This window comes from Acidocella sp. MX-AZ02, assembly GCF_000306035.1.
In the GTDB taxonomy this organism is placed as follows: domain Bacteria; phylum Pseudomonadota; class Alphaproteobacteria; order Acetobacterales; family Acetobacteraceae; genus Acidocella; species Acidocella facilis.
The window spans coordinates 987,000-997,934 of record NZ_JH976207.1 but is presented as its reverse complement, the minus strand read 5'-3'; the positions used below and the strand labels follow the sequence as shown (position 1 = coordinate 997,934).

General features: G+C 65.1%; 10 protein-coding genes. 2 read left to right on the top strand and 8 right to left on the bottom strand.

What is annotated here, in order from left to right:
• Together MXAZACID_RS04940 and MXAZACID_RS04935 are read right to left on the bottom strand one after the other, a co-directional pair.
• Positions 1–841 (bottom strand): ABC transporter ATP-binding protein (locus MXAZACID_RS04940; protein ID WP_008493021.1); only part of this gene is annotated, 841 nt, incomplete at its 3' end.
• 28 nt (positions 842–869) lie between these two features.
• Positions 870–2,051, bottom strand: coding sequence for an extracellular solute-binding protein (locus MXAZACID_RS04935; protein ID WP_051060189.1), 1,182 nt, complete (start codon positions 2,049–2,051; stop codon positions 870–872).
• A 299-nt stretch (positions 2,052–2,350) separates the two neighbouring features.
• Between MXAZACID_RS04935 and MXAZACID_RS04930 the strand changes: the two genes are divergently transcribed.
• Entirely contained in the window at positions 2,351–3,628 is a 1,278-nt protein-coding gene (locus tag MXAZACID_RS04930; protein WP_240376530.1) for a carbohydrate porin, read from the top strand.
• 169 nt (positions 3,629–3,797) lie between these two features.
• Here MXAZACID_RS04930 and MXAZACID_RS04925 read toward each other — a convergent pair whose 3' ends face one another.
• Positions 3,798–4,190 (bottom strand): MAPEG family protein, encoded by a 393-nt coding sequence (locus MXAZACID_RS04925; RefSeq protein WP_039884739.1) that lies wholly within the window; start codon positions 4,188–4,190, stop codon positions 3,798–3,800.
• A gap of 102 nt (positions 4,191–4,292) precedes the next feature.
• Between MXAZACID_RS04925 and MXAZACID_RS04920 the strand changes: the two genes are divergently transcribed.
• Entirely contained in the window at positions 4,293–4,871 is a 579-nt protein-coding gene (locus MXAZACID_RS04920) for a hypothetical protein (RefSeq protein WP_008493016.1), read from the top strand.
• 6 nt (positions 4,872–4,877) lie between these two features.
• Here the strand turns inward: MXAZACID_RS04920 and topA are convergent, their stop codons facing one another.
• Genes topA through MXAZACID_RS04895 form a run of 5 tightly spaced genes read right to left on the bottom strand, consistent with a single transcriptional unit; the run spans position 4,878 to position 10,918 of the window.
• Entirely contained in the window at positions 4,878–7,580 is a 2,703-nt protein-coding gene (gene topA / locus MXAZACID_RS04915; RefSeq protein ID WP_008493015.1) for a type I DNA topoisomerase, read from the bottom strand.
• Between the two features lie 45 nt (positions 7,581–7,625).
• Positions 7,626–8,723, bottom strand: a complete 1,098-nt coding sequence (dprA, locus tag MXAZACID_RS04910) for a DNA-processing protein DprA (RefSeq protein ID WP_008493014.1) — start codon at positions 8,721–8,723, stop codon at positions 7,626–7,628.
• Complete coding sequence (locus tag MXAZACID_RS17675) at positions 8,716–9,090, bottom strand: hypothetical protein (RefSeq protein WP_008493013.1); 375 nt, start codon at positions 9,088–9,090, stop codon at positions 8,716–8,718. Before MXAZACID_RS17675 ends, dprA begins: the two co-directional genes overlap by 8 nt.
• Entirely contained in the window at positions 9,087–9,680 is a 594-nt protein-coding gene (gene plsY, locus MXAZACID_RS04900; RefSeq protein ID WP_008493012.1) for a glycerol-3-phosphate 1-O-acyltransferase PlsY, read from the bottom strand. Before plsY ends, MXAZACID_RS17675 begins: the two co-directional genes overlap by 4 nt.
• A complete protein-coding gene (locus MXAZACID_RS04895) occupies positions 9,677–10,918 on the bottom strand; it encodes a dihydroorotase family protein (RefSeq protein ID WP_008493011.1) in 1,242 nt (413 codons plus the stop codon). The genes plsY and MXAZACID_RS04895 overlap by 4 nt, the downstream gene beginning before the upstream one ends.
• Between the last annotated feature and the right edge of the window lie 17 nt (positions 10,919–10,935).

Here is a 10,935-nt window from a genome sequence, read left to right as displayed (position 1 = left end):
CATCGCGGCCATTGCCGGGCTCGACCGCCAGACCGGCGATGCGCGCATCCCCCACGCGCATGCTGAGCCGGCCATTTTCTTCAGCCTCCGCCTCGGCCTTCAGCAGATTGCGATAGCCCATGAACTCCGCCACATCGGCATGGGCCGGGCGGGCGTAAAGTTCCTGCGGCGTGCCGACCTGACGCACCTCGCCATCGCGCAGCACCACGATGCGGTCCGCGAGCGACAGCGCCTCGTCCTGGTCGTGCGTTACGTAGATGGTGGAGCAGCCGATCATGTTATGGATGCGCCGGATTTCCGCGCGCATTTCCAGACGCAGCTTGGCATCGAGATTGGACAGCGGCTCATCCATCAGCACCAGCGGCGGTTCGACGACGATGGCGCGGGCGATCGCGACGCGCTGCTGCTGGCCGCCCGAAATCTGGCCGGGCAGCTTGTCCGCCTGCTTGGTCAAACGCACCAGCGCCAGCGCCTCCTCGACCTTGGCGTCGATCACCGCTTGCGGCTGCTTCTGCATGCGCAGGCCAAAGCCGATATTCTTGCGCAGCGACATATGCGGAAACAGCGCATAATTCTGAAACACCATGCCAAAACCGCGATCTTCCGGCTTCAGATGGTCGATGCGGTTATCATCCACCCAGATGCTGCCGCCGGTGAGCGGCAGCAATCCGGCGAGGCAGTTCAGGGCCGTCGACTTGCCGCACCCGGAAGGCCCCAGCAAGGCGATGAACTCGCCCCGCTTGATGGTGAGGGAAATATCCTTGAGCGCGTTCAGCCCGCCAAAGTCGCGGCGCATGCGCTCAAGCCTCAGTTCCCGGAAATTCTTCGCGGAAATCGTCATAACCCTTGAACTCCTCGTTGGTCTTTTATCAGGACGCGGTGATCACGCCGATCTGCTGGTCCCAGCGGCCGAGCGCATAGACGAGATCATCCGCGTTCAGCGGCATGTAGGTGGGGGCGCTGGCGATCATCTGGTCGTACCAGGGACGGCCGAATTTCGCGATCACATCCTGGCTCTTCTGCGGCGCCATCGACAGCGGCACATTCTTCACCGCCGGGCCGGGATAGAAATAGCCCTCGTCATAGGTCACCGCCTGCTGCGCCGGCTGCAGCATGAAATTCATCAGATCCAGGATCACGGCCAGCTTTTCTGGTTTGATGCCCTTCGGCACCGCCATGTACTGGGCATCGCAGACGATGATCTGGTTGTCGAACTTCGCGACCTCGACCGAGGCCGGAACCACGCCCAGGGCGCGCGGGTTGATGTCCCAGCCGGTCTGGGTCGGCGTCATCGCGCGCAGGCCCGAGCCCAGCTCCTGCATCACGGTGCCGGTGCCGGAGGGGTAATATTCGATGGTCTTGCCCAGCTCCGCCATGAAGGCCCAGGTCTTGTCCCAGCCCTTGCGCGGGTCACGCGGGTTGGAATCGCCTAGCAGATAGGGCAGGCCCATCATGAAGATGCGCGCCGGGCCGGAATTCTCGGGCCGGGCATAGATGAATTTCTTCGGATTCGCCTTGGCCCAGGCGAGCATATCGGCGGTCGTCGTCGGCACCTGCTTGACCATCGCCGGGTTATATTCGATCAGCGGCCCGGCGGGGCAGAACACCACTTCCAGCGCATGGTCCTGGGCGAAATTCTGCATCTGCAGCGCATGCGGCTGATAGATCGCGGACGGGTTGGGCAGGGCGCTGGCGTAATTGGGGAAAAGCGGCATCCAGATGCCCTGCTTCAGGCCGGCGGAGAGCGCGTCGATCCCGGTCAGCACCATGTCGATATCCAGCCGCCCGGCCTGCTGCTCGGCATGCAGCTTGCCCGGCAATTCCGGCGCCGGCGCCTTGCTGTATTCGATGTGCGACACCAGATGCGGCTTCTGCTTCAGATAAGCGTCGAAAGCCGGGCGGGTGAGGGCCAGCGTGCCGGCCACGTCGACGATGCTGAGGCTCACCGGCGAGGACGGCAGGGCCGGCGCCGCGGCGCGCGCCACGCCGCTCAACCCAGCCGCCGCCATGCCACCCAAAACCGTTCTGCGCGAGACTTTTTCTGATATCATGTTCCGTTTCCCTTTTGCCCAGTTGCATGGGCTTATTGCGACTCCGCCACGCGGCGCGCGGCCGTGGCGCATAAAAGGACAGCGCCGAAAATATGTCAACTCATTTTACGACTAAACAAATTTCGGCGCGCCGCCAAAAATGCTTTTAAAAACTAAAGAATACGAGACACGGAAAAAAGCCTGTAAACTAAGAGATAATTATATTTGACATATTTTGTCGGGCTTTGTACGTCATCGGAGCGCGAATTCCGCGTGAAAGCAAAAACAATGCTGGGAGCATGTTCATGATTGCCCAAGATTTGTCATACAAATTTACCAAATTACGAGCTGTGTTGCTGGGGGGGCTCGGCCTTGCCGCGATTTCAGCCGGCGCCGCCCAGGCCTATACATGGCAGGACTGGATGAACCAGAAAACCATGACCGGGAACTGGAATGGCGGGCGCACCCGGCTTGCCGCGGACGGGATCGATTTCACCGCAGGTTATGTTGGCGAGCTGGCGAGCAGCGCCTCCGGCGGCAAGCGCCAGGGCAGCGATCTCGCCTCGCAATTTTATTACGGGTTCAAGGCGGATCTCGGCAAGCTCGCCGGGCTGAACGGCACCACGCTGACGGTCGGTTTCAACAGCCGCGTCGGGCGCAACACCTCGGCCGATTATACCGGCAACAAGCTGGCGGTGCAGGAAGTTTACGGCGCCGGCGAGACGACCCGGGTGGTCGAAATCAGCCTCACCCAGAAGCTGTTCCATGACCAGGTCGAGCTCAAAGGCGGCTTCTACCCGATGGGCAATGATTTCGCCGGCATCGCCTATGGCTGCGACTTCCAGAATGTCGGCTTCTGCGCCCACCCGCAGAATCTGCCGAATTCCTCTGGCTGGTCCGATAACCCGACCGGAAAATGGGGCGGCCGCGTCAAGCTGAACTTCACCCCGGACGCCTATCTCGAAGCCGGTGTCTATGACGTCAATCCAACCTACGGCAATCCGGGCAATGGGTTGAAAATGTCCACCTCCGGCTCCACCGGGGCGCTGATCCCCGTCGAGGCGGCCTACAAGACGCATTTCGGCGGCCTGCCCGGCGAATATAAGGTTGGCGCCTATTACGATACCAGCAACGCCGCCTCCGTCACCAACGCCTCGGACCTCCAGAACGGGCGCTATGGGTTTTACGCGATCGGCGACCAGATGCTGATGAGCTTTGGCGGGCCCAAGCGCGGGCTGATCGCCATCGCCATGGTCTCCTATTCCGACCCCAGCACCGCTTTGTTCCAGGGCTCGGTTCTTGGCGGGCTGGAAGCGCGCGGTCCCTTCGCGGCGCGGCCGAACGATTACATCAATGTCGGCTATGTGCGGGCCATCATCAATCACCGCGCGATCGACGCGAAGGAAGCCGCCTCGCATGGGACGCTGACGGATCTGTCCACAGGCGAGGGCGTGATCGAAGCCGGTTACGGGTTCCAGGCGGCGCCGTGGTGGATCATCCATCCCAACGTGCAATATGTGATGGATCCCGGCACCTTCTCCTACAAGCATTACGCCAATGCCTGGGTGTTTGGGCTGGAGACCAAGCTGACCTTCTGACCTGACGCGACGATACCGCCTTCAGGGCAATATCTGTGTAGGCTGACGCGCCAGCGCCACGATCAACAGATGAGATTGCTCGCGACGACCAAAGCTAGAGCGTCCCGCGTTCCCATGGGCACGCGGAGCACTCTGGCTTTTTCTTTGCGGGAGATTTCAAGCAGCTGATCTAGATCGCCAGATAAACCGCCTCCAGACCGGCGCCAACCAGCACCGCCAGCGTCAACAGCGCGCCGGCCGCGCGGCTTTTATTCGGGGCGGGCAATTGCATGCCGACCACATGCGCCACCCGTGCCGCCACCAGCACCCAGCCGGCCTTCACCACCAGCCCGGCCGGCGCCCCGCCATAGAGATCTCCGGCCAGCAGCAGCAAGCACAGCGGCACATATTCGGCGAAATTCGCATGGGTGCGCACGGCCACCAGCAAAGCCTGATGCTCCGGCCCGCCAGTCCCCAGCTTCACGCCCGCCTTGAAGCGCTGGGAAAACACATTCGCGGTGAGCAGCGCGAACAGCCCGCCCAGCACGCCAGCGCTTGCCAAGAGCCCGTGAAATCCGTTCATCCTTACCTCCGAGTCTGCAAAAACCTTATAAAATTACGCGAAATTCCGCCACATCGGCGCCGGCAATGGCTATATTGACCTTATTGCTGAGGAGGACGCGACATGGCGAAGCTCGACCCGCACACCCCATCCGGCCCCGCCTTCATGGGCGCCAATTTCGATCCTGAGGCCGCGATGCGGCAATTCCAGGCCCGCACGGCCAATCTGCTGCAGGCACAGGAGCGTCTGTTCCAGGGGCTGGGGGCGGCGATGCGCGCGCAGATGCGCTTCAGCCAGGAATATCTGGCCAGCCGGATGACGCTGATGCAGTGGAACCAGCTCGACCCCACCCATGTCTCGGACCTGGTGCAGCGCGATATCGAACAGGCTCAGGCGCTGGCGAAGGAAATCTCCGACGAGCTGCGCGAGAGCTTCACCGAGGCCAGCACCTTGCTGCGCACCATCCCGGCCCCGCGCAAAGCCGCCGAGCCGACCTCGCCGGAGCCGGCGCGGGAGGTGCATGAGACCTCAACGTCCAAGGCCCGGACCGCCGAGTTGGCGACAACCGCGCCGAAAACCCAAATCAACAAGCCCGTTGCGGCAACGCCGGTGCCTCAGGATGAGGAAGCGCCCGCCCCGGTGGCGAAAGCCCGCCCCGCGCCACGCCCCGTCAGCCGGGCACGCTCCAAGCCGAGCGCCTGACCCGGTTTAGCCGGCCGTTTTCGCGGCCGGCTTCTTGGCTGCCGGCTTTTTGGCAGGCGCGGCCTTCGCGGCCGGTTTCTTCGCAGCGGGCTTTTTCGCAGGCGCCTTGGCGGCCGTGCTCTTTGCCGTGTCCTTGGCGGGTGCGGCCTTCTTCGCAGCCGGCGCCTTCTTCGCTGGCGCCTTCGCCCCCTTCTTGCCGCGCGGCGCCAGCGTCTTGCCCTTCTCGGCCAGCAGCGCCACCGCCTCATCCAGCGTCACCGCCGTCATCTCCACCCCACGCGGCAGGTTGGCGACGACATTGCCCCATTGCGCATACGGCCCGAAGCGGCCCTTGCGCACCAGCACCTCCGCCCCGTCCTTCGGATGCGCGCCGATGCTCTTGATGCTGTCCTGCTTTTTGGCGATCAGCTCCATCGCCCGGTTCAGCCCCATATGCAGAACGCTGTCATCGCGGTCCATGGAAGCGAAGAGCGCGCCCATTTTCACATAAGGCCCAAAGCGGCCGATATTCGCCTCGATCTTCTGCCCGCTCTCCGGGTGCAGCCCGATCAGTCGCGGCAGGGAGAGCAGCCCCAGCGCCTCTTCCAGCGTCAGCGTCGCCCCTTCCATGCCACGCGCCAGCGAAGCGCGCTTGGGCTTGGCCTTCTTATCCTCCGGGTCCGGCTCGCCCTGCTGCACATAGAGCCCGTAAGGACCACGGCGCAAAGTGATATCCTCGCCCGTATCCGGATGCTGGCCGAGCAGGCGCATGCCATCCTTCAGCGCATCACTCTCGTCATCCCCGCCCTCGACAGCGAGTTTGCGGGTATATTGGCAGGTCGGATAATTCGAGCAGCCGATGAAGCTGCCAAACCGCCCGAGCTTCAGCCCCAGCCGGCCCTCGCCGCAGGCGGGGCAGAGGCGCGGATCGGTCCCATCCTCACGGGTGGGGAAGAAATGCGGGCCGAGATCGGCGTCCAGCGCGTCGATCACGTCCGAGATTTTCAGATCCTTGGTCTGCGCCACGGCGGCCGAGAAATCGTCCCAGAAGGCGCGCAGCACCGCCCGCCAATCCTCATTGCCCTCGGCGATCTGGTCGAGCTGCTCCTCGAGATTGGCGGTGAAGCCGGTATCGACATAGCGCGCGAAGAAAGAGGTGAGGAAGGCGGTGACCAGCCGGCCACGATCCTCAGGGATGAAGCGCCGCGCTTCCAGCTTCACATAATTGCGGTCGCGCAGCACCGAGAGGATGGAGGCGTAGGTGGAGGGCCGGCCGATGCCCAGCTCTTCCATCTTCTTCACCAGGCTGGCCTCGGAGAAACGCGGTGGCGGCTGGGTGAAATGCTGGCTGGCGGTGACGTCCCGGGTCTTGGCCGGGTCGCCCTTGGCGATCGGCGGCAGGATGCGGCTATCTTCATCCTGCTGATCGGAGGGGTCGTCCTGGTCCTCGCGGTAGAGCTTCAGGAAGCCATCGAAGGCCAGCACGGAGCCGGTGGCGCGCAGGGTCTGGCCCTTGCCGTCGGTGAGGTCCACCGCCGTCTGGTCCAGCTCGGCGGCCGACATCTGGCAGGCCAGAGCGCGCTTATAGATCAGCTCATAGAGCTTCGCCTGCTCGGCATTGAGCATGCGCGCCACCTTTTCGGGCTTCAGCGCGATGTCGGTCGGGCGGATCGCCTCATGCGCTTCCTGGGCGTTCTTGGCCTTGCTCTGATAGATACGCGGGGCCACCGGCACATAGGCATCGCCGAATTCGGCCTGGATCTGCTTGCGCATGGAGGACACCGCCTCCTGCGCCAGCTGCACGCCGTCGGTTCGCATATAGGTGATCAGACCCACCGTATCGCCGCCGATCTCGACACCCTCATAAAGCTGCTGGGCCAGGCGCATGGTCTGCTGGGAGGAGAAGCCGAGCTTGCGGCTGGCCTCCTGCTGCAAGGTGGAGGTGATGAAAGGCGGCGGCGGCGAGCGGCGGGTGCGCTTTTTCTCGACATTCGCGACGTTGAACGTCCCGGCCTTCACCGCCGCCTCGGCGGCGCGGGCGGAGACCTCGTTATTGAGGTCGAACTGTTCCAGCTTCTTGCCCTGGTAATGGGTCAGCCGGGCAGGGTAGGGCGCGCCGGTCGGGGTGAGCATGGCGGCTTCCACCGTCCAATATTCGCGCGCCTTGAACACTTCGATCTCGGCTTCGCGCTCGCAGATCAGCCGCAGCGCCACCGATTGCACCCGCCCGGCCGAGCGGCTGCCCGGCAGCTTGCGCCAGAGCACCGGCGAGAGGGTGAAGCCGACCAGATAATCCAGCGCCCGGCGGGCCAGATAGGCCTCGATCAGCGGGGTATCGAGATCACGCGGATGCGCCATCGCGTGTTTGACCGCGCTTTTGGTGATCTCGTTGAAGGTCACCCGGCGAACCTTCACGCCCTTCAGCGCGTTGCGCTCGGCCAGGGCCGTCTGCACATGCCAGGAAATCGCCTCGCCTTCGCGATCCGGGTCAGTCGCCAGATAGAGCGTCCCCGCCCCCTTCAGCGCCTTGGCGATTTCGGAGAGCTGCTTGGCGCCGCGGTCATCGGCCTGCCAGTCCATGGCGAAATCCTCGTCCGGGCGGACGGAGCCATCCTTCGGCGGCAGGTCGCGCACATGCCCGAAACTCGCCAGAACCTTATAGGAATCGCCCAGATATTTATTGATCGTCTTGGCTTTGGAGGGAGATTCGACGACGACGATATCAGTCAACTGGCCGTTCCATTCATTCGTCTTGCCGCTGCGAGGGCAGCGTCTTTAAGGGTCTTCCAGGCCGATGATCCTGTCGCCCGGCAGGCTTTCCGCCCGCCCGGCCAGCTCCAATTCCAGGATCACCGCCCTTATTGCTGGGATCGACAGTTGGCAGCGCCGGGCTATCTCGTCAACTCTGGCCCCCTCGCGGCTCAGCAATGGCGGGATGGCGGCGCGGGCGCGGGCCAGCTCCTGCGGGTCCGGTGTGGCGATGATCGGCGGCGGCTTTGGAGCGGCGAACCCGGCCGGGGACGGCGTGGCGCGCAGATTGGCGAGCACATCCTGCGCGGTTTCGGTGAGATGCGCGCCCTGGCGCAGCAGGTCATTGCCGCCGGCGGAGCGCGGGTCCAAAGGCGAGCCGGGCACGGCGAAAATCTCCCGCCCGGCCTCGGCGGCAAGGCGCGCGGTGAGCAGCGTGCCCGAGCGCGCCGCCGCCTCGATCACCACCAGCCCCTGGCAGAGCCCGGCGATGATGCGGTTGCGCTTGGGAAAATGCCGGCCGAGCGGGGCGGTGCCGAGCGGCGCCTCGGCCACCACCGCGCCGCCCTGGGCGATGCGGCGTTGCAGATCGGCGTTCTCGGGCGGGTAGGGCACATCCAGCCCGCCGGCGATGACGGCGATGGTTCTGCCCGCCCGCAGCGCGCCCTGATGCGCGGCGCTGTCAATGCCGCGCGCCAGGCCGGAGATGATGGGCAGATGCACCGCCAGCTCCGCCGCCAGCAGCTCCGCCAGCCGCATCCCGTTCAGCGAGGCGTTGCGGGCGCCGACAATGCCGATGCCGGCATCGCTGAGCAGGGCCACATCGCCCAGCACGGCGAGGGCGGCGGGGGCGTCCGGCAATTCCGCCAAGGCCCGCGGGTAGCCGGGCTGGCCGAGAAAGAGAAACCGGCCGCCAATTTTTCGTAGCGCTGCGATTTCGCGCTCGATTTCGGCGATGGGCGGGATGCGCGAAGGGGTGGCTCGGCCGCCGGCAAGCGCCAGGCCGGGTAGGGCGTCCAGCGCCGCCGCCGGATCATCGAAGCGCTGCAAAAGCCGGCGATAAGTGATCGGCCCGACGCTCTCGGTGCGGGCCAGACGCAAAAACCCGAGAGCAGACTCAGCCATTCGCCTTCAGGATGGCGACCAGCTCCGGCAGCTTGGCGGGCGGGACGATCCAGGCGCCGACCGGCGTACCCTCATGGTAAAAGCCGGCGATGACGCCGCAGCCGGGGGATTGCGCGGCCAGCACCGCCTCGGACTGGCCAGGGCCGTTGCCGGAGACCAGCGCGCCGATCTGGTCGAACCCCGGCGCGGTGACATTGACGAAGCCGGGGGCGGCCATGCCGGTGCCGATCGTGATCCAGAGCGGGCCGGTGGGGGCGGCACAGCTGCCGGCATTGAAGATATGAATGCGGTCGGCCTGGAAATGACTGATCGCCAAGGCGGGCGCCGCCGCCAGCAGCCAGAGCGCGAAGGGAAAAGCGCGTTTCATGCGGTTGCCTTTCCGCCGATCCGCGGCTCCTCGCCACGCAACAGGCGCTGGATGTTGGGCTTATGCTTCCAGAACACCAGGGCCGAGATGATCAGCACCGCCTCGGCCGCCAAAGGCCCGTCCAGGAGCAAGGCCGCAATCGGCGCCACGGCGTAGGCGATGAGAGCGGAGAGCGAGGAATAGCGGAGCGTGAACGCGACCAGCAGCCAGATGGCGCAGCAGATGACGCCCAGCGGCCAGATCATGCCATAGAACACGCCCAAGCCGGTGGCGACCCCCTTGCCGCCCTTGAAGCGCAGCCAGACCGGAAACAGATGCCCCAGCACCGCCGCGATGCCGGTGACCAGCACGCCATGATGCCAGGCGAGCTTCACCACCATCACCGCGACGAAGCCTTTCAGCGCGTCCAGCAGCAAGGTCGCCGCCGCCAGCTTCTTGTTGCCGGTGCGCAGCACGTTGGTGGCGCCGATATTGCCCGAGCCGATGGACCGGATATCGCCCAGCCCGGCCAGCCGGGTGAGCAGCAGCCCGTAAGGCACGCTGCCCATCAGATAGCCGAAAATCGCAACGCCAAGATAAGACAGAATCACCCGTACACCCTCCGCCCGGCCTTCCAGGTGCCCAGCACCACGCCTTCCAGGGCCCGGCCATCGAAGGGCGTGTTCTGCGCCTTGCCCGGAAGTTTACCGGCCTGAACCTGCCAGGATTTTTCGGGATCGAAAAGACAGAGATCGGCGGGCAGGCCCTTGGCGATGCGCCCGGCCTCGATGCCCAGCCAGGCGGCGGGCCTGGCGGTGAGCAGAGCCAGCGCCTGGGGCAGAGAGAGATCGCCATTCTGCACCCGCGCCAGCGTCACGCTGAGCAGCGTCGCCAGGCCGCATCCGCCGGGGGCGGCCTCGGCGAAGGGTTGGCGCTTGTCATCGGCATCGCGCGGCTGGTGGTCGGAGGCGATGGCGTCGATGGTGCCGTCCTTCAGCGCTTCCACCACGGCCAGACGGTCGGCTTCCACCCGCAGCGGCGGGGACAGCTTGGCATAGGTGCGGTAATCGCCGATGGCGGTTTCGTTCAGATCGAAATAAGGCGGGGCGGTGTCGCAGGTGATCTTCAGGCCCTTCTCCTTGGCGCGGCGGATATGCTCCAGCGCCTCGGCGGTGGTCACATGCGCGAAATGCAGCGCGCCATTGGTGAGTTCAGCCAAACGGATGTCACGGGCCACGCAGATCGCCTCGGCGGCGGCATAGACGCTGGGCAGGCCCATCCAGGTGGCGCGGGGCCCGGCGGTGGCGGCGGCCCCACGAGCCAGCTCCACATCCTCAGGATGCTGGACGATGCGCATGTCAAAGCCCGAAGCGTAGAACAAAGCCAGGCGCATGGTGCGCGAGGAGGCGATGGCTTTGGAACCGTCGGTAAAGGCCACGGCGCCGGCGGCCTTCATCAGCCCGTATTCGGCCAGCTCCTTGCCCTCCAGCCCGCGCGTGGCGGCGCCATAGGGCAGCAGAGTGAGGCTGCCGGTTTCCTCTCCGCGCGAACGCAGGAAGCGCACCAGGGCGGGATCGTCGATTACCGGATCGGTCTCTGGCAGCACGGCGATGGAGGTGATGCCACCGGCGGCGGCGGCCTGCGCGGCGCTGGCGATGGTCTCGCGATATTCAAAGCCCGGCTCGCCGATGGCGGCGCGCAGATCGACCAGGCCGGGGCAGAGGATGGCGCCCTCTGCCTCGATGATCTCAGCGCCGTCCGGGTTGCCCAGAGAGGGCCCGAAATCGGCGATCTTGCCGTCCTGCACCAGCAGCTCGCCTTCATGCAGGCTCCGCGCTGACGCATCCAAATATCGGATTTTACGAA

Coding starts and splice junctions, on each gene's coding strand:
- MXAZACID_RS04925 (WP_039884739.1), bottom strand. CDS start 4,190: ATGAACGGATTTCACGGGCTCTTGGCAAGCGCTGGCGTGCTGGGCGGG.
- MXAZACID_RS17675 (WP_008493013.1), bottom strand. CDS start 9,090: ATGAAACGCGCTTTTCCCTTCGCGCTCTGGCTGCTGGCGGCGGCGCCC.
- MXAZACID_RS04920 (WP_008493016.1), top strand. CDS start 4,293: ATGGCGAAGCTCGACCCGCACACCCCATCCGGCCCCGCCTTCATGGGC.
- dprA (WP_008493014.1), bottom strand. CDS start 8,723: ATGGCTGAGTCTGCTCTCGGGTTTTTGCGTCTGGCCCGCACCGAGAGC.
- MXAZACID_RS04935 (WP_051060189.1), bottom strand. CDS start 2,051: ATGATATCAGAAAAAGTCTCGCGCAGAACGGTTTTGGGTGGCATGGCG.